We start from the raw sequence: 25,585 nt of genomic DNA, 5'->3' as shown, positions 1-25,585 counted from the left end.
CCACGCCGCCGGCGCCGGCCCCCGACAGCGCGCCGACGACGCTGGCGGACGTGCAGTACGAGCGCAACGAGTCGTACTACTTCACCAGCCCCGACGGCGGGTTCCGCTGCGGCATCGTCAAACTCCCCTCGCGCACCGAGGCCGGCTGCGAGGGCGCCACCGATCCGGTCCCCCCGCGTCCCGAGAATTGTATGGTCAACTGGGGCAACGGTATTCGCGTGCAGGACGCGGGACCGGCGGAGTTCATGTGCTCGGGCGGCTCGGTCTACACCTCCGGCGGCGACGACCCGGTGCTGCCGAGCGGATCGCGGCTGAGCAAGCTCGGCTACACGTGCGAGACCACCGACGCCGACGTCACCTGCGCCAACGACGCCACCGGTCACGGCTTCACGATCGCCGCCGGCTCCAACACGACCTTCTGACCGTGCAACTCGACGACGCCCCCGGCCCCACCGAGTGGGGCGAGCACCCGCACGGGTGCGGCCCGTGGGCCGAGGAGTTCGGCACCGAACCGCCGCAGGATCCGCGCTACGATCCGGAGCTGCTCGCCCGCGGCGACCGCCGCAACGTCGTCGACGCCTACCGCTACTGGACGCGCGAGGCGATCGTCGCCGACATCGACACCCGCCGTCATCCGCTGCACGTGGCGATCGAGAACTTCGGGCACGACGCGAACATCGGCACGGTGGTGCGCACCGCCAACGCCTTCGCGGCGGCCGCCGTGCACATCGTCGGCCGTCGGCGCTGGAACCGTCGCGGGGCCATGGTGACCGACCGGTACCAGCATCTCGTGCACCACCCCGACGTCGACTCCCTGATCGACTGGGCAGCCGGACGGGGACTGACGATCGTCGCGGTGGACAACACACCCGGATCGGTGCCGCTCGAGACCGCGCAGCTGCCCCGCGCGTGCATGCTGCTGTTCGGCCAGGAAGGGCCCGGTGTCACGGCGCGGGCGCGGGAGGTCGCGGCGACGACCGTGTCCATCGCCCAGTTCGGCTCGACCCGCAGCATCAACGCCGGCGTCGCCGCCGGGATCGCGATGCACGCCTGGATCCGGCAGCACGCCGATCTCGACCGGGCCTGGTGAAGAAACGTTCGACGGGGAGCGGCCGATAGGGGAAAGCTGGTATCGGTAGCGACGGTGAGACGAGGTTGGCGACGACATGTCGGATGTGTGGGCCGAGCGGGCGGATCTCGCGGAGGCTGCAGTCATGTCGCGGCACGTGCGGCGGCTGTGGGCGCTGCCCGGCACCGCGCTCGGGGTCGTCGGCTGGCCGGCGGTGCGCCGCGAACGGCTCTTCCTCACCTGGCACTACTGGTGGCAGGCCCACCTGATCGATCTCGCGGTCGACGCCGCCGAGCGGGAGGCGACGCCGCGGCGCCGGCGCCGGGTGCTGCGGCTGACGCGCTCGCACCGGATCCGCAACCTCGCCGGCTGGACCAACAACTACTTCGACGACATGGCCTGGCTCGGCCTGGCGCTCGAGCGGGCGCAGCGGCACCTCTACGTCGACCGCCGCGACGCCATCGCCGTCCTCGAGAACGAGTTGTTCGCGGCGTGGGCGCCCGAGCGGGGCGGCGGCATCCCCTGGCGGCGCCGCGACGACTTCTACAACACCCCGGCCAACGGCCCGGCGGGCCTGCTGCTCGCCCGCACCGGAAAGCTGCTGCGGGCCCAGGAGATGGCGGACTGGATCCACGAGACGCTGCACGACGCGGAGACCGGCCTGATCTTCGACGGGATCCGGCGCGACCGGGTCGAGCGCGCCGTCTACACGTACTGCCAGGGCGTCGTGCTCGGCCTGGAAACGGAGCTGGCGGTGCGGATGGGCGATCCGCGGCACCGGGAGCGGGTGCACGCCCTCGTCGAGGCCGTCGACAACCAGCTGACCGAACGGGGGGTGATCACCGGCGGCGGCGGTGGGGACGGTGGGTTGTTCAACGGCATCCTCGTCCGGTACCTGGCGATGGTCGCGACGACGCTGCCGGTGGTCGATCCCGAGGACGAACGGGCGCGCCGGGTCGCGGCGCGGATCGTGCTCGCGTCCGCGCAGGCCGCGTGGGCGAACCGCCTGCAGATCGAGGGGCTGCCCCTGTTCGGGCGGGACTGGTCCGTCCAGGCCCGGCTGCCGGGAACGGCCCCCGGGATCGCGCGCTTCTCCGGCGGCACGGTGCGCAGCTCGGGGGTGGCCGAGCGGGATCTGTCGGTGCAGCTGAGCGGGTGGATGCTGATGGAGTCGGCCTACGCCGTGGCCGCCGAGCGGGCGCCCGGGCCGAGCGCCGCGCGGCCCGACCGCACCCGTTTTGAAAACGGTTATCGATAACGGCTATCGTCGACGGCATGACCGTCGCGACGCCCCTGCCCGTCACCGTGCTCTCCGGCTTCCTCGGCGCGGGCAAGACCACACTGCTCAACCACATCCTCGCCAACCGCGACGGTGCGCGCGTCGCGGTCGTCGTCAACGACATGAGCGAGATCAACATCGACGCCGCGCTCGTCGCCGGCCAGGGCAGCCTCGACCGCACCACCGAGAAGCTCGTCGAGCTCACCAACGGCTGCATCTGCTGCACGCTGCGCGAGGACCTGATCGAGACGGTCGCGCGGCTCGCCCGGGAGAACCGGTTCGACCATCTCGTGATCGAGTCGACCGGCATCTCCGAGCCGATGCCCGTCGCCGCGACGTTCGACTGGGAGTTCGACGACGGCTTCCGCCTCAGCCGGCTCGCGCGCCTCGACACGATGGTCACCGTCGTCGACGCCGCCACATTCCTCGCCGAACTCGCGCGCGGCGACCGCCTCGACGACCGCGCGCTCGAGGCCGGCGCAGGCGACGAGCGCAGCATCTCCGACCTGCTCGTCGAGCAGGTCGAGTTCGCCGACGTGCTGCTGGTCAACAAGACCGATCTGGTGAGCGACGCCGTCGCCGGGGCCGTCGAGGCCACGCTGCGCCGGCTCAACCCGACGGCGCGGCTGCTGCGCACCGTCCACGGCGCCGTCCCGATCGACGAGGTCCTCGGCACCGGCCGCTACGACCCGGAGGCGGCCGCGCTCGCCCCGGGCTGGGCCGAGGAGCTCGCCGGCGGTCACACCCCGGAGACCGAGGAGTACGGCATCCGCAGCGTCGTCTACCGCGCCGACCGCCCCTTCGACCGGGCCCGGCTCGAGGCGGCGGTGGAGAACCTGCACGGGGTGCTGCGCAGCAAGGGCTTCTGCTGGTTCGCCGACGACCCGGACACCGCGGCGATCTGGTCGCAGGCCGGCCCCAACCTGATGCTCGAACCGGCGCAGCCGTGGTCTCTGACCGGCGAGACGCCGGGCCAGGAGATCGTCTTCATCGGGGTGCGCCTGGACCCGGACACCCCGCGCCGCCTCCTGGATCCGGCTCTCGCGGCCGGGCCCTCCTAGTCGGGGTCGACGTCCGCGATCTCCACGTCCACCGCGGGCCGCGCCATCTCGATCCGGTACTGCCGGACGCCGAGCACGGTGCCCACCACGAGGACGGCGGCCATCACGGCGAGGACCGTCGGCAGCAGCCACGAGACCCGCTCGAGGTATTCGCCGAAGTAAAACCCGACGAGCAGCAGGACGGGCGCCCACAGGATCGCGCCGATCGTGGACGCTATCGTGTACCGGGTGTGGTTCATCCGGGCGGCCCCGGCCACCAGCGGCGACAGCGTGCGCACCCACGGGATCCAGCGGGCGATCAGCACCGCCCAGAACCCGTACCGGTCGAGCAGGACATTTACCTTCCGCAGGTTGGCCGCGTTGAGGTATCGGCCGTTGCGGCGGGCGATGAGGTGGTGGCCGCGACGGTGGCCGATCACGTACCCCACCTGGTTCCCGGCGATCGCGGCCACCATCGCGCCGACCGCCAGGGCCCACACCTGCGCCGCACCGGAATGGTGGGCGGCCAGCACGACGCCGGCGGTCAGCAGCATGGAGTCCCCGGGCAGGAACAGTCCGAGGATGATCGCGCACTCGACGAACACGAACGTCACGACGACGAGCCACACCAGGGCGGGCCCGGCGGTTTCGAGAGGACCGAAGGTTTCCGCGGCGAGAATCATGGAGGACGCGTTCGCGCGCGTGCTCAGGGCGTGGGGTCGCGACGGGTCGTCGGCACCGGCACCGTGTCGGCCGTGGCCTCGGCCTCCGTGACGGCCGCGGCCCTGCGCTTGGCGATCAGGTGCTTGCCGATCTCGAGCAGGATCGGGACGACGGAGACGAACACGATGAGCAGGAAGATGATGTCGATGTTGTCGCGGATGAAGGCGATCTGACCGAGCAGGTAGCCCAGCAGCGTCACGCCGGCGCCCCACAGCACACCACCGACGATGTTGTAGGTGAGGAACACCGGATACCGCATGCGGGAGGCGCCCGCGACGACCGGCGCGAAGGTGCGCACGATGGGCACGAACCGGGCGAGGACGATCGTGATCGGACCGTGCCGCTGGAAGAAGTCCTCGGACTGGTCGATGTACTGCTTGTTGAGGATCTTCGCGTCGTAGCTCTTGAACAGGCGGGTGCCGCCCTTGGCGCCGATCCAGTAGCCCACCTGGTCGCCCAGGATCGCCGCGATCGGGATCGTCACCATCAGCACCCACAGCGGCGCGAACGGCGGGATCTCCTCGGACTTCGAGGCGGCGATCAGGCCCGCCGTGAAGAGCAGCGAGTCGCCCGGCAGCAGGGGGAACAGCAGACCCGACTCGATGAATACCACGAGCAGCAGGCCGATGAGCACCCAGGTGCCGAAGGAGTTGAGCAGGTTCACCGGGTCCAGGAATCCCGGCAGCAACGCCAGATTCGTCACGCTCTCCGGGACGACGGTCACGGACTCCAGGCCTCCGAGCACACTCACGGCCACCAGAGTACCGGTGGGATGCCGGTGGCCCGAATCACGGCGGGCACCCGACTGTGTCCCCGCGCCGGCAGTTGACATACTGCAGGGACAACCCTGGCGCCTCCCGCACCCCCGGGGAGGCACCCATCGACTCTCATCTGGAGGACAGCCGCCGTGCCAATCGCGACTCCCGAGGTCTACGCCGAGATGATCGCCCGCGCCAAGGATCACTCCTTCGCGTTCCCGGCCATCAACTGCACCTCGTCCGAAACCATCAACGCCGCCATCAAGGGCTTCGCGGACGCCGGCAGCGACGGCATCATCCAGTTCTCGACGGGTGGCGCCGAGTTCGGCTCCGGCCTCGGTGTCAAGGACATGGTGACCGGCGCCGTCGCGCTCGCCGAGTTCGCGCACGTCATCGCCGCGAAGTACGACGTCACCATCGCGCTGCACACCGACCACTGCCCGAAGGACAAGCTGGACGGCTTCGTGCGCCCGCTGCTCGCCATCTCGCAGGAGCGGGTGAAGAACGGCGAGAACCCGCTGTTCCAGTCGCACATGTGGGACGGCTCGGCCATCCCGATCGACGAGAACCTGCAGATCGCCCAGGAGCTGCTGGCCCTGTCGAAGGACGCGAACATCATCCTCGAGGTCGAGATCGGCGTCGTCGGCGGTGAAGAGGACGGCGTCGAGAACGCCATCAACGAGAAGCTCTACACCTCGATCGAGGACTTCGAGAAGACGGTCGACGCGCTCGGCGCCGGTGAGAAGGGCAAGTACCTGCTCGCCGCGACGTTCGGCAACGTCCACGGCGTCTACAAGCCGGGCAACGTCAAGCTCGAGCCGTCCGTGCTGGCCGACGGCCAGGCCGCCGCTTCGAAGAAGCTGGGCCTGCCCGCCGGCTCGAAGCCGTTCGACCTGGTCTTCCACGGCGGCTCGGGCTCGCTGAAGTCGGAGATCGACGAGGCGCTGAGCTACGGCGTGGTGAAGATGAACGTCGACACCGACACCCAGTACGCGTTCACCCGCCCGATCGCCGGCCACATGTTCGCCAACTACGACGGTGTGCTGAAGATCGACGGCGAGGTCGGCAACAAGAAGACCTACGACCCGCGCAGCTACCTGAAGAAGGCCGAGGCGTCGATGACCGCTCGGGTCGTCGAGGCCTGCAACGACCTCAAGTCCGCGGGCCGCTCGGTGTCCGCCGGCTGATCCGTCCCTGCGCGGTCATCCCACACGAGCGGTGACGCGGGCCCGGCCCGCGTCACCGCTCGCGTCGTTTCACTCCCCGCAGACCTTCCAGTCCTCGCCCTCCCGGGCCAGGTCGAAGGTGCGCTGGGTGACGTCGGTCGGGGTGCCGGCCGGGTGCGCCGTCACCTGCGCGATGGCCTGGCCGTCGGTGATCTGCACCTTGTCGATGCCCGTGACGACGGGCACGGTGCCCTGGTCGACGGCGGTGCGGTGGATGTCGGCGAACTGCTCGGGCGGCACCGAGGCGTAGAACTCCTGCAGGCCGCCGCACGTCGTGGTGCGCAGCGTCGTCAGGTCGCCGGCGGCGAGCGCCCGGACGAAGGTCTCGACGGTGGTCCGGATCCGAGCCTCCGGCGAGTTCGCCGCCCGGTCGTCCAGGTAGACCTTCACGGCCGCGGCCGCCACCGCGGCGACGACGAGCAGGCCCGCGACGAGGGCCGCGATCGCCCAGCCCCGGCGGCCGCGCCGGGCGGGTGCGACCGGGTCGATGCGCTGCGGCCCCGGGACCGGCTGGACGCGCTGGGGTTCGATGCGCTGGGGTTCGATGCGCTGGGGTTCGACACGCCGCGCCTCCGGCCGGGGCGGCGGGACCCGCGTCGGCTGGACGCGCGGCGGTTCGGCGCGCTGGGGGGCGACCCGCTGCGGCTCCGCGCGTCCGGCCGCCCGATCGGGCTCGATCCGCTGCGGCGCCTGCTTGGGGGTGTGCGTGGTGACGGGGATGCGTGCGGTGGGTGCGTCGGCGGGGGAGGGCGCGGGCTCGGCGCGGCGCGTGGCCGGGATGGCCACGGTCTCCGCCTCGCTCGCCGCGGCCGGCCCGGGCTGTGCGGCCGGCGTGTCCGGGGCGGCGGCGGGATCCGCGGCACCGGCCGGGGCCGGCGCGTCGTCGCCGGGGGTGTCGCGCTCCGAGCCCGCGCGCGGCGCCGGGTCCTCGGCGTCGTCGTGCTCCGCGGAGGACCCGGGGGTGTCCGTCGCCGGACGGGGAGACGTGGTGGTGTCTTCGTTCTTCGGATCCGGCACGCGATCCCCCTTGCTGGACGGACGGCTGTTCTCCCGGGCAGCCTATCGACCGTCTTCGGGCGGTGGGCACAATGGTGGCCATGACGTCTTTCGGTGACCTTCTCGGACCCCAACCCACCCTGCTGCCCGGCGACGACGAGGCGGAGTCGGCGCTGCTGAACCACGAGGACCCGGCGAAGGTGGCCGCCGATCACCCGACCGCGTCGATCGCCTGGGCATACCTGGCCGAAGCCGCCCTCGGGCGCGGCGAGACGATCGCGGCCTACGCCTACGCCCGCACCGGCTACCACCGCGGTCTCGACCAGTTGCGCCGCAACGGCTGGAAGGGCTTCGGTCCCGTGCCGTTCGACCACGAACCGAACCGGGGCTTCCTGCGGTGCGTCGCGACGCTGGCCCGCGCGGCGAAGGAGATCGGCGAGGCCGACGAGCATGCCCGCTGCCTCGACCTGCTCGAGGACTGCGACCCGCGCGCCGCCGAAGCACTTGGCGTCGATTAGTCCCCGGTTACCCACCAGGGTGGGCACGCGCCGGCGGCTGCGCACGTCGGGGCTCCGCCTGCGTTCCTCGGCGCTGCCGATCCTGCAGTGCGCGCTGGCAGCGGGCATCGCCTGGTGGGTCGCCACGGGGCCGGTCGGGCACGAGCAGCCGTTCTTCGCGCCCATCGCGGCGGTGGTGTCGCTCGGGCTGTCACTGGGTGCGCGGATGCGACGGTCGGTCGAACTCGTCTGCGGTGTCACCGTGGGCATCGGTGTCGGCGACCTGATCATCTCGTTCATCGGCAGCGGCCCGTGGCAGATCGCGCTCGTCGTCGCGATGGCGATGGGCACGGCGGTCGCGCTCAACAGCGGCCCGATCTTCTCCATGCAGGCCGGGAACTCGGCGGTGCTGGTGGCGACCCTGATCCCACCCGGCGGGTCCGGGGGTATCGACCGAATGGTCGACGCCCTCATCGGCGGGCTGGTCGGCATCGCCGTCGTCGCCGTCATCCCCACCCACCCGGTGCGCCGGGCGCGGCGGGAGGCGGCGAACGTGCTGTCCACCACGGCGGACGTGCTGCGCAAGGTCGAGGCCGGCCTGGTCGAGAACAACCCGAAACCCATCGAGGCGGCCCTCAGGGAGGCCCGGGCCACGCAGTCGGCGATCGACGCGATGCGCGCCAACATCTCCGGCGGCAAGGAGGTGAGCCGCATCTCGCCGCTGTACTGGAACAGCCGGCCCCGGCTCGAGCGCCTCATGGCCGCGGCGGACCCGATCGACAACGCCATGCGCAACACGCGGGTGCTGGCGCGCCGGTCGCTCTCGCTCGTGCGCGACGACGAGATCCTCGACCCGCGGCTGGTGCGGCGCATCGAGGAGCTGGCCGGGGCGGTGGACGTGCTGCGGCTGATGGTCCTCGCCGAGCCGGGGGAGCAGCCCGATCAGGCGGAGGCGGCCCGGGTGCTGCGCAGCGTGGCCCGGGAGATGAAGCCGGACCTCGTGGCGGGGGCGGGCCTGTCCTCGACGGTGGTGTTCGCGCAGATTCGTTCGCTGATCGTGGACCTGCTGCAGGTGGCCGGCCTCGAGCGGGTCTCGGCGATCGCCACGCTGCCCCCGACGGTGGAGCATCCGGCGTATCCCCCCGAGTCCTGAGCGGCTCCCCTCTCCGTTGAACATATGCGTATGTCTGCATATGATTGCCGAAACTTCGGAGGGAGGACCATGGGCGTCGGACACGGCCACTCGCACGGCCATTCCGGGACGAGCACTCCCGGCGGGGCCGGCCCGTCGAGGGGACGGCTGTGGCGGATGGCGATCGCCCTCGTCGTCCTGGTCGCGTTCCTGATCCTCGAGACGGGCGTCGCCCTGTGGATCGACTCGCTGGCCCTGCTCGCCGACGCCGGCCACATGCTCACCGACGTGGTGGGCATGTCCATGGGCATGGTCGCGTTGATCCTGGCCCGGCGGGGCAGCACGGCGGCCGCGCGCACCTTCGGGTGGCACCGCGCCGAGGTACTCGCCGCCATGGCGAACGCCGCGCTGCTGCTCGCGGTGGCGGTGTGGGTGTTCTACGAGGCGATCCGCCGCATCGGTGACGCCCCGGAGATCCCCGGGACGGCGCTGGTGGTCACCGCGGCGGCCGGCCTGGCCGCCAACCTCGTCGTCATGCTGCTCCTGCGGGCCGACGCCAAGGACAGCCTCGCCGTGCGCGGCGCCTACCTCGAGGTGCTCGCCGACGCGGTCGGCAGCGTCGGGGTGCTCGTCGCCGGTGCCCTCGTGCTGCTGTTCGACTGGAGCCTCGCCGACGTCGTCGTCGGCGTCCTCATCTCCCTGTGGGTGGTGCCGCGGGCGGTGCGCCTGGCCGCGGCGTCGCTGCGCATCCTCACCCAGGCTTCGCCGGCCCACCTCGACGTCGAGGGGGTGCGCGCCGACCTGTCCGCCCTGCCCGGCGTCACCGGCGTCCACGACCTGCACGTGTGGACCCTGACCACCGGCATGGACGTCGCCACCGTGCACCTGATCAGCGACCACGACGGGCAGTGGGTGCTCGAGTCGGCCCGCGCCGTGCTCACCTCCCACGGGCTCGAGCACGCCACCGTCCAGGTGGAGACGACCGTCAACGGGCGGCGCTGCGAGGAGAACGTCACCTGGTAGGGCCGAGGCTGCTCACGCCAGGGAGGGCTCCCGTAGGCGGGTGACGCCGTCGACCACCAGCGAACACAGGACGAACACGGCTGCGGCGAACACGGTGGTGCCGATCACCACGGGGAAATCCCCCTCGAGCGCCGCCGTGATCGCCAGTCGGCCCACGCCGTCCAGGCCGAAGATCGTCTCGGTCACGATCGCCCCACCCATGATCGCCGCAAGCTCGAGACCGCCCAGGGTGATCACCGGGTTCAACGCCGCATCCAACCCGTGCCGGTAGTGGACGGCGTTCTCCGACAGTCCTTTCGCCCGCGCAGTCCGGATGTAGTCGGCGTCGAGGACTTCGAGCATCGACCCACGCACCACCCGCTGGAAGATGCCGATCTCCGCGATGGTCAGTGTCAGCCAGGGCAGCAGCAGGTGCCGTGCCCACTCGAACGGGTTCTCCGCGAACGGCACGTACCCGCTGCTGGGAAAGAGATACAGCCCGTGGGTCGACAGCGTGAAGAACAGAAAATACGACAGCAACATGCCGGTGAGAAACGTCGGCAGCGACAATGCGACGTAGGACAGGGCAGACAGGCCGTGATCGACTGCCGAGCCCGGCCGGCGGGCGGCTTCGACGCCCAGCACGATCGAGAGCGTCATCCAGATCACCAGGGCGCCCAAGGCCAGGGAGACGGTCACCGGCACCTTCGACAGGATCAGGTCCGTCACCGGTGTCTGCTGCCGGAACGAGTACCCGAGGGCGGGTGGCCAATGGGCGAGTCCCATCGGCGCGCCCTGGATGTCCGGGCCGCGGAGCAGGTAGTTCTTCAACTGCACGTACCACGGTTCGTGCAGGCGCAAGGCGCGGGCCACCGCGTCGATGCTCTCCTGAGTGGCGTTGCGCGGCGCGAGCATCGTCGCGGGATCCCGATAGGCGACGCGTGTGATCGCGAAGGCGGCGAGCAGCACGAGCAGGAGCGTGGTCGCCGATCGGGTGACGAGAGCGAGAAATTGCCGGAACATCGATCTCACCGCTTTCCGGGGTCGAGGACGTTGCGCAGGCCGCTGCTGAACGTGTTGAAGCCGAGCACGACGACGAACAGGGCCACGGCGGGACCGAGGAGATACCAGGGCTGTACCTGATAGATCGAGGTGCGTTGGGCGTCGGCGATCATGTTTCCCAGACTCGGCGTCGGGGCTTGGATACCGACCCCGAGGAACGACAGCGTGGCCTCGGCGACGATGTTGGTGGGCAACTGCACGGCCCAGTACACCGCGATCACCGGCACGACGTTCGGGAGGATCTCCCGGAACAGGATGTACCGCCGGCCCGCCGCGAGGGTCACCGCTGCGTCGACGAACGGCTGCGACCGCAGCGCCACCGCCATGCCCCGGCTCAGGCGCGCGAAGAACGTCCACGAGAACGCGGAGATGATCGCGATCACCACCAGGACCGGGCTGATGACCGGTCTGCCGTCCCCGCCTCGGTTGAGTGCCAGCAGGCTCAGCGCGGTCACGACGAACGGAAACGACAACACCACGTCGATGACCTGACCTGTCACCCGATCGAAGGCGCCTCCCATGAACCCCGACGTGAGACCGACGACCGTCCCGATCACCATCGCCAACGTGGTGGCGGGAATCCCTACGAGCAACGAGATCTGCGCGCCGTACAGCGTGCGCACCAGCACGTCGCGCCCTTCCCCGTCGGCACCGAGCCAGAACCCGAAGGACGGTCCGACCGGTATGCCGGATGCGTCCAGGGCCTCCTGCCGGAACTGTTCCGTGGGTCCATGCCCCACGACCGCAGCGACGAGCGGTGCCGCCGCAGCGGCCACGATCACCAGCAGCACCGTCCATGCTCCGAACCGAGCGGAGTGGTCCTGCATCAGTGCGCGGATCGCCTCGCCGCGGGACACCGGTGGGGCTTCGGCGTCCACGGCGCCGAGGCCGACGAGCTTCGTCCACGGTTCAGGCATCGACGGTGTCCCTTCGAGCGTGGCCGGGGACGGCACTCAACAGGGTGCGGGTGTACTCGTGCCGGGGCGCGGCGAAGATCTCGTCGGTGTACCCCTGCTCGACGATCATGCCGTCGCGCAGGACAGCGACCCGATCGCACAGCGCGGACACGACGCCGAGGTCGTGCGAGACGAACAGCAGTGAGGTTCCCTGCTCGTCGCGCAAGGCGCGGAGCAGGTCGACGATCTGCCGAGCGGTCGACATATCCAGCGCCGAGACCGGTTCGTCGGCGACGATCAGGGCCGGATCCAGCGCGAGAGCCCGGGCGAGCGCGACACGCTGGCGCTGACCACCGGACAGCTGTGCCGGATATCGGGCTGTGAATCCGCCGGGAAGGCCCACGCGCGCGAGTAATTCGCCGATTCTTCGCCGGATCTCGACCGGGGTGAACTCCCCCGCCAGCTCGAACGGTGCGGTGAGGATCTCGCTGATGCTGCGCCGCGGGTTCAGGCTGCCGTACGGATCCTGGAACACCATCTGGATCGACCGACGCACGTGCGGCTCCACCGCGACGCGCTGCCGTCCCGGACGCACATACGGAGAGCCGCGAAAATGCAGGATGCCCGAGTCGGCGGTCTCGAGCCCCGCGACGATGCGGCTGAGCGTGGACTTGCCGGAACCGGATTCGCCTACCAGGCCCACGATTTCGCCTTCACCGATGCACAGGTCGACGTCGGCGAGCACCTGATGGCGTCTGCGGCCTCCGGTGCGGAAACTCTTCGAGACATTCTCGGCCCGCAGTAGTTCGGCGCGGTGCGGCCGCGCACCGACGGGTGGGGCCACCGGCCGGTGCCGGGCCGCGAGCAGGGCCTCGGTGTAGCGGTGCGCGGGTGCGGTGTACACCCGATCCGCCGGGCCGGCTTCGACGACCTGCCCGCGGTGCATGACCACCACGTCGTCCGCGACGTCCGACACCAGGGCGAGGTCGTGACTGACCAGCACGAGCGCCATGTGATGGTCCTGCCGAAGGCGTTGCAGCAGACCAAGAATCGCGGACTGTACCGTCGCGTCCAGGGCTGTGGTCGGTTCGTCGGCGATGACGAGCTGCGGATCGTTCGCGATCGCGATCGCAATCATCACCCGTTGGCGCATGCCGCCGGAGAAGTGCACGGGGTAGTCGTCGATCCGGTCCCGCGCGCGGGCGATGCCCACCTCGTCGAGGAGTTCGACGACGCGGCGTCGCAGCGTCGCGCGGTCGACGCGCCTGTGCGCGGTGATGGCCTCGCCGATCTGTCGGCCGACCGGCATGAGTGGATGCAGGTTGCTCAGCGGATCCTGGAATACGAACCCGATGTCGCGGCCACGGAGCGCGCGCAACTGCTTCGGCGTCGCGGTCACCAGATCAGTGCCGTGGTGCAGGGCGCGGCCCTGCACCACGGCACCGGACCCGAGCAGCCCGGTGGCTGCGAGCAGTGACACGCTCTTGCCCGATCCGGACTCACCCACGATCCCGAGCGTCCGGCCCGCCTCGACCGCGAACGACACGTTCCGCACCGCGGTTCCGGACCGGAACGACACGGTGAGGTTCTCGACGCTCAACACGGACATGTCAGGCTCCGGGCCGGATCGCGATGTTGGTGAAGTCCGCCTGGGCCGGGAGCGACGCCCACGTCCAGTTGGTCACGCGATCGGACGAGATGAGGTTCTTGCGCTTTTCGAACAGCGGAATCCACGGCAGGTCGGTGGAGACGACCCGATCGGCCTCCGCCCAGATCGGCCCGGGGTCGACGGACGGGAAGGCCTGCCGGGCGAGTTCGTTGAGCCGATCGTTGCTGTAGCAGATGGCGTTGACGTTGCCCTTGCCGCACGGCGACGCCTCGGAGTTCAGCCAGCCGCCGAGCAGCATCCGGGTCGAGCGGCCCTGCCAGTCTGGGGTGAACGAACCGCTCAGGGCCACGTCGTAGCGGCTGCCGGGGTCCTGCAGGTAGGCCGAGTACTCGGTGCCGGGAAGTGCGGTGAGGTTCAGGGTGATGCCGGCCGCTGCCAGGTCTTCCTTCAGGGTGACCGCGATGCTCTCGAACTGCACGGTAGACCGGTAGACCGCGTCGAGGGTGAGGCCGTCGGGATATCCGGCCTCGGCCAGCAGTTGCCGCGCCTTGGCCGGGTCACCCTTGCTCCCCGGCGTCGCATACGGGTCGAACGGCTCGTGTCCGAGCAGGGTGGAGGTGACGATCTGACCGTTCGGCTTCGCGGCGATCGGGCCACCCTGTCCCTGAACGAGATTCGCCTTGTCGACGGCATAGGCCAGGGCCTGCCGCACTCGTGGGTCTCGCAGCGCGGTGGCGCCGGGGAACGTCGCCTCGGGCTTGGCGTTGAGCACGATGAAGTTGGCCGCGCCGCTGTCGGAGGTGTGCAGGTTGGGATTGTTCGTCGATGCGTACTGGTTCAGCACGGCGCGTGGCGGGACGTCCATGTACAGGGTGAGGTCCGCCTCGCCCGACTGCACCTTCTGCACCACGCTGTCCTCGCTGTTGGCCGTGAAGTCGATCGCGATCTCGTCGACGTAGGCTTTGCGGGCCGGATCGGCGTCGTGGTTGTACCCCTCGACCTTCTTCAGGATCAACTGCTGGCCCGGCTGGTACGTGTCGATCCGGTACGGGCCGGACGACGGGAAGTTCTGCCGGAACTCGAGCGAGTCGCCGAAGTACTTCGACGCGACCTCCGGCGGTAGCGGAGTTACGAAGTTCATGGTGAGGATGTCGAGGAAATCGTACGACTTGGCCGGCGCGGTGATGACCAGTGTCTTGTCGTCGAGGGCACGCACGCCCGAGATGTCGTGCGTGTCGATGAACCGCTTGGACGCGGCGAGGTCCCCGGTGGGCTCCTTCGCGAACTCGCTGCAGAACTGCGTGAAGCCCTCGAAGATCAGGTGGAAGTAGTTGACGGCCGCCACCTGCTTGTTCGGGTCGCAGAACCTCTCGATCGCGTAGACGAAGTCGTCGGCGACGATCTCGCGGGTCGAAGACCCCGAGTAGGTGATGCCGTCGCGCAGGTGGAAGGTGTAGGTCCGGCCGTCCTCGCTCACGTCCCAGGACTCGGCGAGGTCGGGGGTGAGTTCGGTGTCGTCCTTCAGTTCGTTCGCCGAGCCGGGGAACGTCACGAGCTGCCGGGTGATGGCGCGCTGCACGGCCCAGGCGTTCGTGTCGTACCCGGTCAGGGGATCGAGCGAGTCCATGTCGGAGGCCAGCGACGCGATCCGCAGCGTTCCGCCGGCGACGATGTCGCCGTCGGCGGCGCGGTTCGCCGGGGCGGTGCCGGTGCAGGCAGCGACAAGCACTGCAGCGAGCGCGGTGACGGCGATGCCAGCGCCACGCAGGGTGCGTGACGCCGGTCGGCGGGGTGTTCTCACAGGTGTCCTTCGGTGTAGCGGGCGGGAGTACGGTGGGGATCTCAGAAATTCGTCCCGGCGAACGCCGCCAGGTCGGTTCCGAAGCTCCGGTCGGCCGAGGCAATCGCGCCGGCGGAACGGGCCCGGACTGTTCCGGATGCGGCGAGCTGGTGCCATCGCACGCCACCGAGGAGCGCGCCGCTCAACGTCGCGACATCGGTTTCGAGATCGACGTCCGGTTCGATGCGGTGCGCGACTGTCTCCACGTCCCCTCCGGAGACGCGATATGTCCCGGTGTTTGCGGGGAGGAGGTGGTCGTGGACGCCGATGACGAGGGTCTCGCCGCCGGCATACGCACGAGCGCCGAGCGCCGTCCCGACATCGAGAATCCTCAGCCAGGTCTCGTCCCTGAGCCCGGTTGTCCGGGCCCCTCTCGGATCGGTGAGCAGCCACGGCAGCGACGAGTCGACCGGAAGGGTCGGGAAGATGATCCGGTCGACGAGATCGAGGTTCCAGAGGAACCGGACGATGCCGACGAACGTGTCTCGCGACGGAGCGTGAAGGTCGTCGACGACGACTGTGCGCTCGGTGCCGCCGAACCAGGCCTCCGTACCGATCGGGTGGTAGCGGACGAAGCCGGTCTCGGAGCCCTCGGATCCGGCGAGAGCGACGTAGGCGGGCCCCTGCGCGGTGGCCGCCCTCATCTCCTGGGCCGCCCACCACACCGGTGGTCTGGTGATCGCTCCTGGGCGCGGGTCCGCGTTGCGTGCATGGATACCGGGCAGAACGTCCCACGCCCCGGCCGGGTCGACGAGACGTACCCGATCACCGGCCGGGGCATCGGAGCGTAGGGCACCGCGGCGGGTGTCCACCTCGACGGCGGCCGCCCGGCTGGCGATCCCGTAGCCGTACCGGCCGTAGATCGTCGCCTCGGACGCGCGGAGCGTCGCGACGACCTCGCCGCCGGCACGGGCGTCCCCCAGCTGGCGCTGCAGTAGTCGCGAGACGATCCCGCGTCGGGTGTGGGTGGGGAGCACGCCGACGTGGGTGACTGCCGCGTGGGCGACCGTCCGCCCGCCCGGCAACGTCAACGAACTCGCCGCGGAGTCCACGGTGCCGACGAGCTGTCCCGCCACGTAAGCACCGAGGGTCCGGCCGGGCTCGAAGATCTTTCCGACGGTGCCGGGCGGCAGCGGATCGAACGACGGTAGGCCCACCATGGCGGTTCGGAAGACGTCGAAGGCACCGGTCAGATCCTGTTCATCGACCAGGACTCGAATGTCGACCTCGAGACCGGAGTGATCGGTTGGCTGCGGGGGCATGGCGTATTCCTGTCGTACGGGCGGCAGGCGTACCAGGAAGCGGTGCGCCTGCAGGATTGGGTGTCGGCGTCTCCGGATGCGTCACACCCGTCGCACACCGTACGACGGTCGTCGCCACCGACACACCTCGATTCACGGTGCCCGGTGTGCGATGAACGATCAACCTTTATGTGCGTCACTGATTTTTACCCTCGCGACTGCGGCGAACACGGGGTGGAGCGCACAAAAAATCACGGTGAGTGCAATCGGTGCCGACCGGGGATTTGCCCGGATACGGTGGACCGGTCGTTGCTTGTTTGTTGAAACGAAAGTGTGTGCCAGTGCGCAAAAGGAACCGTCTCGCCGCCGTGGCGGCGGGATTGACTGTGGTGTGGCTCGTCGCGGGCTGCGCATCCGGTGGTGCGGCGGGCGGCGACTCGAGCGAAAGTCCCAGCGATGGTGGTGATTTCGTCACCGGGCTGTATCTCGAACCGCGGGGCCTGGATCCGCACCGGCAGGTGTTCTGGGAGACGTATCGGGTCTCCCGCAACATCTTCGAGCCGCTCGTTGGCGAGGATCTCACCCGGGCCGAGGGTACGCCCGACCTCGTGCCGGTGCTCGCCACGAGCTGGGAGCACAGCGGGGACGGACGAACCTGGACCTTCCGGTTGCGCGACGGCGTCACCTTCCACGACGGCACCTCGTTCGACGCCGAGGCGTTGCACAAGAACGTCCGCCGGGTCTGGGACCGCTCCTACGAGTTCTTCGACGAGGAGAGCGCGGGCCGGGTCAAGGTGTGGTTCGGCGGCCTGCTGAAGGCGGCTCCCACCGGCGAGCACACGTACACCTTCGAATTCGAGCGCCCCTTCCTGGGCTTCCCGCGCATCCTCGCGCAGTCGATGTACACCCTTCCCGTCGGCAACCCGGCGATCTGGGAACGGTACGGAAACGACGGCTTCGCGGAACATCCGGAAGGCACCGGGCCGTACCGCTTCGTCTCCCGCGCCATCGGCGATCGCATCGTCCTCGAGCGCAACGACGGCTACTGGGGCGAGCGACCGCATCTCGACTCGCTCACCTTCCGCATCATCCCGAACAACCAGACCCGGGTGGCGTCCCTCCTGGGCGGCGAGGTCGACCTCATCAGTTATGTCCAGCCCGACGACGTGGAGACGCTTGAGAACGCCGGCCTCCACGTACCGGAAGGCACTGGGGCGGAACTGATCTACTTCTCGTTCAACCGGCGCAACCCGGTTTTCGACGACGACCGCGTGCGGCAGGCACTCGTCCACGGGCTCGACCGTCAGGCGCTCGCGGACGAGGTGTACAACGGCTATGCCGCGCCTCAGTACTCCTTCCTCCCGCCCGGTAACGAGGCGTACCGCGCCGACGTGAAGGACTTCGAGTACGACCCGGATCGGGCTCGGCAGCTCCTCGCCGAAGCCGGTTACGGGCCCGGCCAGCTGCGGTTCAACCTCGTCATCGACGTCGCCAACGAGAACGTCGGCCAGTGGCTGCAGGCGCACCTGAAAGAGATCGGTGTCGAGGCCGACGTGGTGAGCCTGGACCGAGTGAACTACTCTGCCCGCGTCTACAATCCGCAACCGGGCGACGGACTGAACATCGACGAGTTCGGCGAGACCGACGCGGAGTGGCTGTACAACGGCTTCAACGGCCTCGTCAACCGCGGCCTGAAGCCGGAGCAGTACCCGGAGGTCACGCAGGCGATCGAGACCGCGCTCTACACCGCCGAGCCCGACCGGCGAATCGCCCTGTGGCAGAAGGCGGAGGAGGAGCTGCGCCGGCGCGCGCTGGTCATCCCGGCCGTCAATCTGAACCGGTACTACGCGACGGGTCCGAACGTCGAAGGGTTCACGTTCGCGTCCACCAACTGGTACGACCTGTCGAACGTCTGGCTCACGGACATCCGATGAGCCGGTTCCGACGGATCGGATTCCGAGTCGCCAACATCGTCCCGATTCTGCTGATCGTGTCGCTGCTCGCCTTCCTGCTGGGCGCGCTGACGCCCGGAGACCCCGTCGAAGCGCAGTTCGCGTCGAGATTCCCGGCGGAACAGCTCGCGGAGATCCGGGCCACCTACGGCCTCGACCGGCCGTTGTGGGAGCAGTACTTCGTGTGGTTGAAGAACCTGCTCGTCGACGGCGGCGGGCTGTCCCTCACCCTGGGCACCCCCGTGTTCGACATTCTGGTCCCCAATTTCGTGAACACCCTGATCCTCACCGCGGCGGGGGCGGTCGTCTGCGTGGTGGTGGGGACCTCGATCGGGTTGCTCGCGGGCATATTTCACGGAACCTGGATCGACCGCACGGTCATGCTGCTCGTGCAGATCGGCAGCAACCTGTCGGTGTACTGGTTCGGTCTCGTCCTGATCAGCGTGTTCGCGCTGCAGCTGCGCTGGCTGCCGGTGGGTGGAATGGAGTCGCGCGGTGGCGGAGGACTCGCCGATCTTCTGCAGCACCTGGTGCTGCCGGCGGTGTCGGCAGCGTTGATCTCGATGCTGGTGCTTGCCCGGTTCGTGCGTATCGGGGTGATCCGGGAGAGGTCGTCGGACTGGTTCCGGACGTTTCTTTCCCAAGGCATTCCTACGCGAAAGCTGTATGGGAAGAACGTCTTCCGGAATATTCTGCCGAGCGTCGTGAATATCACGGGACTCGAGATCGGCACCCTGATCACCGGTGTGTTCTTCGTCGAGATCGTCTTCAATTGGCCCGGCATCGGTACGCAGCTGGTCAATGCGGTCAACGGTAAGGACTACCCGGTGATCCAGGGCGGGATCGTGCTCGTCGCACTGTGCTACCTCCTCGTCAACCTGATCACGGACCTGATCGTGGACGGCTTGAACCCCCGCCTGAAAGGCGCATGATGGCAACATTGCTCGAGGAGCGAGACACCACCGATCTTCCGGACCCCGCCCGCGTCGGTCGCCGACGTCATCGCATCCAGTTCATCGTCGCGGTGATCCTGATCGGACTCGTCGTGGTGTGCTCGCTGCTGGCACCGATACTGGCGCCGTACGATCCCGTCCTCACCGACTCCGCCGCGAAGTTCCTGCCGCCGGGAAGCCCCGGCCACCTGCTGGGCACCGACGAACTCGGACGGGATCTGCTGAGCCGGCTGCTGTGGGGCGGTCGCACGTCCCTGGTGCTCGCCGTGCTGGCGGTCGTGTTGGCGGCGGTGGTGGGCTCCGCGGCGGCGCTCGCGGCGGGCTTTGCGGGCCCGCGCGCGTCGGGGGTGATCATGCGGATCGTCGACGTGTTGTTCGCGTTCCCCGTCATTCTCGTCGCGATCGCCCTGGCCGCGTTGCTCAGCCCGGGTCCGGGCGTGGTGGTGCTCGCGATCCTGTTCGCGGTCGTGCCCTACGTCACGCGTGTGGTGTTCGCGGAGGTCAAGCAGCAGCATGGCAAGGAGTACGTCGAGGCCGCGATCTCACTCGGCGCCGGGCGTTGGTCGCTGATGCTGCGAGAGGTCCTGCCGAACGTCGCGGGCCCGATCGTCGTGTACGCCACGGGCCTCGTGGGCGCGATGGTGGTGTTTTCCGCGAGCCTCAGCGCGGTCGGAATCGGCGTGCAGCCACCCGAACCGGACTGGGGCCAGATGATTGCCTCCGGAGCGAAGGTGATCATCTCGGGGCACCTGTACGTCGCACTGATCCCCGGCGTGACGGTCCTCGTGGTCGCCCTGGCCTTCAACTGGCTCGGTGACGGCCTGCACGACGTGTTCAGCCCGCGAGTGCGGAGAGGAACCCGGTGATGACCAGCCTGTACGGAACCGACCTGCGCACACCGCCGACGCCCGCCGCGCCCGTTGCGGTCCTCGAGGTCCGGGGCCTGAACATCCGCTTCCCCGGCGATCCCGCCGACGCCCCCACGGTCGGCGACGTGTCATTCGCCATCAGAGAGGGACAGGTGCTCGCCCTCGTCGGCGAATCCGGCTCGGGCAAGAGTCTGACGGCCGCGGCACTTCTCGGTCTCCTTCCACCGGGGGCACACCTTGCCGGAGGCTCGATCCGGTTCCGCGGCGGCACCGACGCCCCCGTGGACCTCGCCGGCCTGCCCGAGCGGCGCCTCAACGCCTTCCGCGGGTCCGGCATCGGAATGGTGTTCCAGAATCCGCTGAGCTCGCTGGACCCGTCCTTCCGGGTCGGCAGTCAGCTCGACGAGGTTCTCGCCCGTCATCGACCGCGCACGCGGCGAGCGGAGCGGCGGAAGCTGAGCGCGGAGTGGCTGCGCCGCGTCGGGTTCGACGACCCGGACCGTGTACTCGACGCCTATCCGCACGAGCTCAGCGGCGGCATGCGGCAGCGAGTCATGATCGCGCTGGCCGGCCTCGCCGGGCCCGCGCTGCTGATCGCGGACGAACCGACCACCGCGCTCGACACCGTCGTGCAGCGGCAGGTCCTGGACCTGCTACGGGATGTGGCGCGCACGACCGGAGCGTCCCTGCTGCTCATCACGCACGACTTCGACGTGGTCGAGTATCTCGCGGACACCGTGGTGGTGCTGCGGGGCGGCGCAGTGGTGGAGTCCGGTCCGCGGGACACGGTGCTCTCGTCACCCCGCGACCCCTACACCCGAGAACTGCTCGCGGCGGTGCCCCGGCTCGGCAAGCGCCGTGCCCTGCCCCGCTGGCACGGACCACGCTCGTTGACCTCGCCCGGCGGCTCCGGTCCCGTACCTGTCGTGGAGGGCACGGATCCCGGTTCCGGGCCTGCCGTCCTGAAGCTCGACCACGTCACGAGGACGTTCACCGCCGGTGGCTGGGGGACCGGTACCCCCCGCCGCCGGTTCGTCGCGGTCGAGGACGTGTCGCTCGAGATCCGGTCGGGAGAGATCTACGGTCTCATCGGCTCCTCCGGCTCGGGCAAGTCCACCCTCGCCCGCCTGATGGGCGGCCTGCTCGACGTGACCGGCGGCTCGGTGGAGTTCCAGGGTCGTCGGATCGCGGGTGCAGATCGGCACACCCTGCGCGACATCCGTCCACGGCTGCAATATGTGTTCCAGGACCCGCTCGGCTCGCTCAATCCGAGCATTCGGGTCGGCGAGCAGATCGCCCGGCCGTTGCGGCGATTCGGCTGCATTCCCGACGGGGGCCGAGCAACGAACCTCGTCGTCGAAGCACTCGAACTGGTCGGACTGCCCGCCGAGTTCGCCGACCGGTACCCGCATTCCCTGTCCGGCGGGCAGGCACAACGGGTGTGCATCGCGCGAGCGCTCGCTCCGGCCCCGGAACTGCTGATCCTCGACGAGCCAACGTCCGCCCTGGACGTGTCCACGCAGGCTGGCGTCGTCGACCTGATCCTGGAACTACGCGAACGGCTCGACCTGACCTGTGTCTTCATCGGACACGGTCTGGGGCTCGTCGAATGGACTTGTGACCGCATCGGCGTGATGTCCCACGGACGCCTCGTCGACACCTTCCCGACCGAAGACCTGCACGACGCCGACAGATCGCCGGCCGTCCGTGAGCTGCTGAACGCCGATCTCGGCGCACGAAAGGTACGAATTTCATGACAGGACGTGATGCACCGGGCCGGACGCCGGTCGTTGCAGTGGGCCTCACCGGTGACGAGGCGAGTCGCCTTCTCGACGATCGCGAATCTCTCGATCGATGGTCCACGAGCGGTGCGGCATTCGGGGTGGTAGGGATCGATCGGATCACCCGGACACCACCCGCGGACCGAACGGCCGAGACTCCGCGCCCGACGGACATGGACCCGAGCATCGTCGCGACAGCGCTGGCCACCGGGGGTGGCCCGCCGCTGGTGGTCGCCGGCGCCGCGCACCACGACCTGCCCTATAACCTTGCGCGAAGGGTACTTTCGCTCGATCACCTCACGCACGGGCGGGCTGGACTGCTCCTCGGGCACCGAGATGCACGTGGTCACGGGCACAGCGCCTGGGGTGCTGTGGGGCTGAACGACGGTGCCGAGCTGGGTGCGGCCACCGCGGCCGACACGGCTCTCGCGATCGCCGAACTGTGGCAGAGCTGGCCACTCGACAGCGTGATCGCCGACAAGGACTCGGGCGTCCTCGTCCGCTCCGATCGGATCGTGCGCATCGACCACCACGGCGTCGTCGACATCGCAGGACCGTTGAGCGTGCCCAGCTCGCCACAGGGTGCGCCCGTCCTCGCGTGGTATGCCGACGATCCGGAATTGGTCGCGGCGGCTCCCGCCGCGGCCGATCTCGTCGTTCTCGGCGGATTCCCGGACGCCGCGAGCGTGGCCGCTGCCGCGTCCGGCCGCACGGGCCTGCTGGTGGAGGTCCCTGTCGCGGGAGTGCCGCGGCACGACGAGGTGATCACCGCGGTCGAAGAGTCGATCGCCGCCGGCGCCGACGGGGTGCTGCTCCGGTCGGCCGAGCCCGCCGAAGCTGCCGAGAGCGTGCTGCACCTGCTGGACCGAGCACTCGCCGTGCTGACCGCGGTGGACGGCACCGGCCGCGGAGATCGCGACGTGACGCTGCGCGCCACCCTCGGCCTCGCGCCACCCGCCCAGCTCCTCGCGCAAGCCCAGCCGGCGTTCGCGGCGCCGACGACGAGCGTCTACCGCTGACGCGCGTCGCCCCAGACCAATCCAGAAAGTGAACATCATGGCCGCACCCACCTCCACCGACATCCGGTCGCTGCTTGCCCGCCCCGCTGCGGAGTTCGGCACGCTCGCCGCGACCTACCGGCCCGTCTTCGCGCGGATCGCGGAAGGAAACCTCGCACGGGAACGCGCCCGTGAGTTCCCGCACGAACAGGTGCGCTGGCTGATCGACGCGGGATTCTCGCGGCTGCGGATCCCGCGTGAGCTCGGCGGCGACGGGGCATCGCTGCAGCAGGTCTTCCTGCTGCTCGCCGAACTCGCCGAAGCAGACCCCAACGTCTCCCATGTCTTCCGCAACCATCTTGCGTTCGTCGAGGATCGGTTGAATGCGCCGGACCATCCCGCCACCGAGGTCTGGCTCGAGCGATTCCGCCGGGGCGAGTTCGTCGGCGGCGGGTGGACGGAGGCGAGCAACGCGAGCTTCGGCGAGATTGCCACCCGCATCACCACCTCCGACGGCGTCACCCGCATCACCGGCAACAAGTTCTACGCGACCGGCAGTCTCTACGCGGACTGGCTCGACGTCATCGGCCGCGACGACAACGACGAACTCGTCACGGTCCTCGTGCCCCGCACTCAACCCGGCGTCACTCTGGTCGACGACTGGGAGGGCTTCGGCCAGCAGACCACCGCGAGCGGATCGGCCCGCTACCAGGACGCCGAGGTCGACGAGCACGGCATCTTCCCCGCCCAGGACCGCTTCGCCTACCAGGGGCTCTTCTACCAGACGGCGCTGCTGTCGGTGCTCGTCGGTATTGCCCGAGCAGCCTTCCGAGACGGCACTGCGGCGTTGCGGCGCCGCACGCGCAACTACCCTCTCGGCGTGGACCAGGCGCCTCCGCAGGACCCGCTACTGCAGCAGCGCATCGGTTTCCTCGCGACGCGTGTGTTCCAGGCCGACGCGGCCCTGGAAAAGCAGGCCGCCACGCTCGACGCGGTGGCACGGGCCCACGCGCTTGGCGACGACGAGACGGAGAAGGTCGCGCTGGTGCAGGCGACCGTCCGCACGCACGAGGCCCAGTCGGTCGTCGTCGACTCGGCGCTCGAGGTGACGACGACCGTCTTCGATGCGCTGGGTGCCTCTGCGACGGCGGTTCCGCTGGCGCTGGACCGGCACTGGCGCAACGCCCGGACGCTCGCCTCCCACAACCCGCGGGTGTTCAAGGAGCGCGTGCTCGGTGACTTCTACGTCAACGGCACGGTGCCGGCGGGCGGTTCGAACCCGTACGCCCGCCCGCAGGGACAGGGGGTCTAGCTCGATGGGGAACCGACGAGACGGTCATGTGATCCTCGGCGTGAATGTCCTCGTCTACGGGTACATTCCGTCGGCCTGGCGCTCGCCCCTGCTGGGAGCGCGGGACTTCCTCGAGCCGGCGTACTGGGAGCGCATCGGTCGGCTCGCCGAACGCGCCACACTGGACGCCGTGTTCCTGGCCGACGCGCTGGGGCTGGGGGATCCCGCGTACGACGCCAACCCGATCCGGCTCGATCCGACCGTCCTGTGGGCGCACGTCGCGCAGGCCACCGAACGGGTCGGTCTCATCGCCACCGCGTCCACCACGTTCAACGATCCAGTCGAGCTCGCGAGTCGCATTCTCACGCTCGATCACGTGTCCCGGGGCAGAGCCGGCTGGAACCTGGTGACCACCCGGGACGACCGCTCGGCCGCGAACTTCGGACTGTCACGGGTCGTGCCGCGCTCCGAACGGTACGACCGCGGTGCGGAGTTCGCGGAGCTGGTGCAGCGACTGTGGTCCGCTGCGGGAACCGGCGAAACGGTGCGATACGACGGGAGGTACTTCGGATACGACGGCGATTTCGTCGCCCCCGCCTCGCCGCAGGGCCGGCCGGTGCTCTTCCAGGCCGGCGGCTCGCCCGGCGGCCGTGACATCGCCTCGCGCTTCGCCGACGGCGTGTTCGCGGCGGAGATCACCCAGGAGACGGCACGGGAGCACTATCGGCAGGTCAAGGCCGATGCGGTCAGGCACGGGCGCGCGCCGGGCGACGTGAAGATTCTGCCCGGTCTGCTGCTGACTCTCGGTTCGACGGAGGAGGAAGCGCGCCGGCGGGTCGACGAGTTGTACGAGACCAGCCCGGGCTGGTACTCCGCGGCGTGGCTGTCGCACGCGATCGGTGTCGACGTCGCCAAGCTCGAGCTGGACGAGAAGTTCCCCGACGACGTCCTGCGGGGACCGGTGGACACCGACCTCTTCCAGGGAAGTATCGGATTCCGGGAGTCCATCCTCGAACAGATCCGGCAGACCCAGCCGACGGTCCGTGAGTACCTGCGCGAAACTCGATACACCGGCTCCGGGCACGGCGGGTTCGTCGGGACTCCGGAGCAGCTCGTCGACCGCATCGAGGAGTGGTATCTCGGCGGTGCGTGCGACGGGTTCAACCTGCAGCCGGACATCCTGACGGACGGGTTGGAGGTCATCGCGGACGAGGTGGTACCACGGCTTCGGTCGCGCGGTCTGTACCGCACCGAGTACGAGACGGAAACGCTGCGCGGGCACTTCGAGGCAGCGGAACCGGCCCACCGTGCCGCCCTGCACGCGGCGATCTGACGCGGCGGGGCGCCTCCGGTGGTCGCTGCGGCTCAACC

At 69.6% G+C, this 25,585-nt stretch carries 23 protein-coding genes; 15 read left to right on the top strand and 8 right to left on the bottom strand.

Going from position 1 to position 25,585, the window contains the following annotated elements; translation table 11 throughout:
* The 4 genes from AIIKEEIJ_RS29555 to AIIKEEIJ_RS29540 all read left to right on the top strand — a co-directional run.
* A partial coding sequence (locus AIIKEEIJ_RS29555) for a hypothetical protein (protein WP_161997177.1) occupies positions 1-422 on the top strand: 422 nt, incomplete at its 5' end.
* A gap of 2 nt (positions 423-424) precedes the next feature.
* Positions 425-1,090, top strand: coding sequence for a TrmH family RNA methyltransferase (locus tag AIIKEEIJ_RS29550; protein ID WP_006945344.1), 666 nt, complete (start codon positions 425-427; stop codon positions 1,088-1,090).
* Positions 1,091-1,166: 76 nt separating this feature from the next.
* Entirely contained in the window at positions 1,167-2,327 is a 1,161-nt protein-coding gene (locus AIIKEEIJ_RS29545; protein WP_161997176.1) for a glycoside hydrolase family 76 protein, read from the top strand.
* Positions 2,328-2,344: 17 nt separating this feature from the next.
* The gene (locus tag AIIKEEIJ_RS29540) at positions 2,345-3,409 is read left to right on the top strand and encodes a GTP-binding protein (RefSeq protein WP_161997175.1); all 1,065 of its coding nucleotides are present in this window, start codon (positions 2,345-2,347) and stop codon (positions 3,407-3,409) included.
* On the opposite strand, the gene AIIKEEIJ_RS29535 is transcribed toward AIIKEEIJ_RS29540, so the two are convergent.
* Positions 3,406-4,071, bottom strand: a complete 666-nt coding sequence (locus AIIKEEIJ_RS29535) for a DedA family protein (RefSeq protein ID WP_006945353.1) — start codon at positions 4,069-4,071, stop codon at positions 3,406-3,408. The two genes, AIIKEEIJ_RS29540 and AIIKEEIJ_RS29535, sit on opposite strands and share 4 nt — an antisense overlap.
* Before the next feature lie 23 nt (positions 4,072-4,094).
* Positions 4,095-4,868, bottom strand: a complete 774-nt coding sequence (locus tag AIIKEEIJ_RS29530) for a VTT domain-containing protein (protein WP_161997174.1) — start codon at positions 4,866-4,868, stop codon at positions 4,095-4,097.
* Positions 4,869-5,018: 150 nt separating this feature from the next.
* Between AIIKEEIJ_RS29530 and fbaA the strand changes: the two genes are divergently transcribed.
* On the top strand, positions 5,019-6,056 hold the full coding sequence (fbaA, locus tag AIIKEEIJ_RS29525) for a class II fructose-bisphosphate aldolase (RefSeq protein WP_006945356.1): 1,038 nt from the start codon (positions 5,019-5,021) through the stop codon (positions 6,054-6,056).
* A gap of 69 nt (positions 6,057-6,125) precedes the next feature.
* Here fbaA and AIIKEEIJ_RS29520 read toward each other — a convergent pair whose 3' ends face one another.
* Positions 6,126-7,112 carry an Rv0361 family membrane protein gene (locus AIIKEEIJ_RS29520; protein WP_161997173.1) on the bottom strand — a complete coding sequence of 329 codons (987 nt, stop codon included), beginning with the start codon at positions 7,110-7,112 and terminating at the stop codon, positions 6,126-6,128.
* 80 nt (positions 7,113-7,192) lie between these two features.
* Between AIIKEEIJ_RS29520 and AIIKEEIJ_RS29515 the strand changes: the two genes are divergently transcribed.
* From AIIKEEIJ_RS29515 to AIIKEEIJ_RS29505, 3 genes are all read left to right on the top strand, one after another.
* Positions 7,193-7,609: a DUF3151 domain-containing protein gene (locus tag AIIKEEIJ_RS29515; protein ID WP_029545418.1), complete on the top strand. Its 417-nt coding sequence runs from the start codon at positions 7,193-7,195 to the stop codon at positions 7,607-7,609.
* Positions 7,596-8,741 carry an FUSC family protein gene (locus AIIKEEIJ_RS29510; protein WP_043802373.1) on the top strand — a complete coding sequence of 382 codons (1,146 nt, stop codon included), beginning with the start codon at positions 7,596-7,598 and terminating at the stop codon, positions 8,739-8,741. The genes AIIKEEIJ_RS29515 and AIIKEEIJ_RS29510 overlap by 14 nt, the downstream gene beginning before the upstream one ends.
* 69 nt (positions 8,742-8,810) lie before the next feature.
* Complete coding sequence (locus tag AIIKEEIJ_RS29505) at positions 8,811-9,743, top strand: cation diffusion facilitator family transporter (RefSeq protein ID WP_161997172.1); 933 nt, start codon at positions 8,811-8,813, stop codon at positions 9,741-9,743.
* A gap of 12 nt (positions 9,744-9,755) precedes the next feature.
* On the opposite strand, the gene AIIKEEIJ_RS29500 is transcribed toward AIIKEEIJ_RS29505, so the two are convergent.
* From AIIKEEIJ_RS29500 to AIIKEEIJ_RS29480, 5 genes are read right to left on the bottom strand one after another with little or no spacing between them, the layout of a single operon-like run.
* Positions 9,756-10,745, bottom strand: a complete 990-nt coding sequence (locus tag AIIKEEIJ_RS29500) for an ABC transporter permease (RefSeq protein ID WP_044476452.1) — start codon at positions 10,743-10,745, stop codon at positions 9,756-9,758.
* 5 nt (positions 10,746-10,750) lie between these two features.
* The gene (locus AIIKEEIJ_RS29495; protein WP_006945380.1) at positions 10,751-11,701 is read right to left on the bottom strand and encodes an ABC transporter permease; all 951 of its coding nucleotides are present in this window, start codon (positions 11,699-11,701) and stop codon (positions 10,751-10,753) included.
* Positions 11,694-13,289 carry a dipeptide ABC transporter ATP-binding protein gene (locus tag AIIKEEIJ_RS29490; RefSeq protein WP_006945382.1) on the bottom strand — a complete coding sequence of 532 codons (1,596 nt, stop codon included), beginning with the start codon at positions 13,287-13,289 and terminating at the stop codon, positions 11,694-11,696. The genes AIIKEEIJ_RS29495 and AIIKEEIJ_RS29490 overlap by 8 nt, the downstream gene beginning before the upstream one ends.
* A 1-nt stretch (position 13,290) precedes the next feature.
* Positions 13,291-15,090 carry an ABC transporter substrate-binding protein gene (locus AIIKEEIJ_RS29485; RefSeq protein ID WP_161997171.1) on the bottom strand — a complete coding sequence of 600 codons (1,800 nt, stop codon included), beginning with the start codon at positions 15,088-15,090 and terminating at the stop codon, positions 13,291-13,293.
* Between the two features lie 41 nt (positions 15,091-15,131).
* Entirely contained in the window at positions 15,132-16,391 is a 1,260-nt protein-coding gene (locus AIIKEEIJ_RS29480) for a GNAT family N-acetyltransferase (RefSeq protein WP_161997170.1), read from the bottom strand.
* Between the two features lie 320 nt (positions 16,392-16,711).
* Here AIIKEEIJ_RS29480 and AIIKEEIJ_RS29475 point away from each other — a divergent pair, with 320 nt between their 5' ends.
* The 7 genes from AIIKEEIJ_RS29475 (at position 16,712) to AIIKEEIJ_RS29445 (ending at position 25,547) form a co-directional block, all read left to right on the top strand.
* Complete coding sequence (locus tag AIIKEEIJ_RS29475; RefSeq protein WP_161997169.1) at positions 16,712-18,304, top strand: ABC transporter substrate-binding protein; 1,593 nt, start codon at positions 16,712-16,714, stop codon at positions 18,302-18,304.
* Positions 18,301-19,254 carry an ABC transporter permease gene (locus AIIKEEIJ_RS29470; RefSeq protein ID WP_006945386.1) on the top strand — a complete coding sequence of 318 codons (954 nt, stop codon included), beginning with the start codon at positions 18,301-18,303 and terminating at the stop codon, positions 19,252-19,254. The genes AIIKEEIJ_RS29475 and AIIKEEIJ_RS29470 overlap by 4 nt, the downstream gene beginning before the upstream one ends.
* Entirely contained in the window at positions 19,251-20,141 is an 891-nt protein-coding gene (locus AIIKEEIJ_RS29465; protein ID WP_102799305.1) for an ABC transporter permease, read from the top strand. Before AIIKEEIJ_RS29470 ends, AIIKEEIJ_RS29465 begins: the two co-directional genes overlap by 4 nt.
* The gene (gene nikE, locus AIIKEEIJ_RS29460) at positions 20,141-21,901 is read left to right on the top strand and encodes a nickel ABC transporter ATP-binding protein NikE (protein ID WP_044476453.1); all 1,761 of its coding nucleotides are present in this window, start codon (positions 20,141-20,143) and stop codon (positions 21,899-21,901) included. Before AIIKEEIJ_RS29465 ends, nikE begins: the two co-directional genes overlap by 1 nt.
* A gap of 197 nt (positions 21,902-22,098) precedes the next feature.
* Complete coding sequence (locus tag AIIKEEIJ_RS29455) at positions 22,099-22,944, top strand: LLM class flavin-dependent oxidoreductase (protein ID WP_161997168.1); 846 nt, start codon at positions 22,099-22,101, stop codon at positions 22,942-22,944.
* Between the two features lie 37 nt (positions 22,945-22,981).
* Positions 22,982-24,235 (top strand): acyl-CoA dehydrogenase family protein, encoded by a 1,254-nt coding sequence (locus tag AIIKEEIJ_RS29450; protein WP_081637061.1) that lies wholly within the window; start codon positions 22,982-22,984, stop codon positions 24,233-24,235.
* A 4-nt stretch (positions 24,236-24,239) separates the two neighbouring features.
* Positions 24,240-25,547: an NtaA/DmoA family FMN-dependent monooxygenase gene (locus tag AIIKEEIJ_RS29445; RefSeq protein ID WP_044476454.1), complete on the top strand. Its 1,308-nt coding sequence runs from the start codon at positions 24,240-24,242 to the stop codon at positions 25,545-25,547.
* The last annotated feature ends 38 nt before the right edge of the window (positions 25,548-25,585 follow it).

The organism is Rhodococcus sp. YH1 (assembly GCF_009939605.1).
GTDB classification, from domain to species: Bacteria; Actinomycetota; Actinomycetes; order Mycobacteriales; family Mycobacteriaceae; genus Rhodococcus; species Rhodococcus aetherivorans.
The sequence above is the reverse complement of the archived record's forward strand: the minus strand, read 5'-3'. Positions and strand labels throughout refer to the sequence as shown.

Coding starts and splice junctions, on each gene's coding strand:
- AIIKEEIJ_RS29470 (WP_006945386.1), top strand. CDS start 18,301: ATGAGCCGGTTCCGACGGATCGGATTCCGAGTCGCCAACATCGTCCCG.
- AIIKEEIJ_RS29455 (WP_161997168.1), top strand. CDS start 22,099: ATGGACCCGAGCATCGTCGCGACAGCGCTGGCCACCGGGGGTGGCCCG.
- nikE (WP_044476453.1), top strand. CDS start 20,141: ATGACCAGCCTGTACGGAACCGACCTGCGCACACCGCCGACGCCCGCC.
- AIIKEEIJ_RS29480 (WP_161997170.1), bottom strand. CDS start 16,391: ATGCCCCCGCAGCCAACCGATCACTCCGGTCTCGAGGTCGACATTCGA.
- AIIKEEIJ_RS29500 (WP_044476452.1), bottom strand. CDS start 10,745: ATGTTCCGGCAATTTCTCGCTCTCGTCACCCGATCGGCGACCACGCTC.
- AIIKEEIJ_RS29490 (WP_006945382.1), bottom strand. CDS start 13,289: ATGTCCGTGTTGAGCGTCGAGAACCTCACCGTGTCGTTCCGGTCCGGA.
- AIIKEEIJ_RS29505 (WP_161997172.1), top strand. CDS start 8,811: ATGGGCGTCGGACACGGCCACTCGCACGGCCATTCCGGGACGAGCACT.
- AIIKEEIJ_RS29515 (WP_029545418.1), top strand. CDS start 7,193: ATGACGTCTTTCGGTGACCTTCTCGGACCCCAACCCACCCTGCTGCCC.
- AIIKEEIJ_RS29450 (WP_081637061.1), top strand. CDS start 22,982: ATGGCCGCACCCACCTCCACCGACATCCGGTCGCTGCTTGCCCGCCCC.
- AIIKEEIJ_RS29545 (WP_161997176.1), top strand. CDS start 1,167: ATGTCGGATGTGTGGGCCGAGCGGGCGGATCTCGCGGAGGCTGCAGTC.
- AIIKEEIJ_RS29540 (WP_161997175.1), top strand. CDS start 2,345: ATGACCGTCGCGACGCCCCTGCCCGTCACCGTGCTCTCCGGCTTCCTC.
- AIIKEEIJ_RS29495 (WP_006945380.1), bottom strand. CDS start 11,701: ATGCCTGAACCGTGGACGAAGCTCGTCGGCCTCGGCGCCGTGGACGCC.
- AIIKEEIJ_RS29535 (WP_006945353.1), bottom strand. CDS start 4,071: ATGATTCTCGCCGCGGAAACCTTCGGTCCTCTCGAAACCGCCGGGCCC.
- AIIKEEIJ_RS29465 (WP_102799305.1), top strand. CDS start 19,251: ATGATGGCAACATTGCTCGAGGAGCGAGACACCACCGATCTTCCGGAC.
- AIIKEEIJ_RS29445 (WP_044476454.1), top strand. CDS start 24,240: ATGGGGAACCGACGAGACGGTCATGTGATCCTCGGCGTGAATGTCCTC.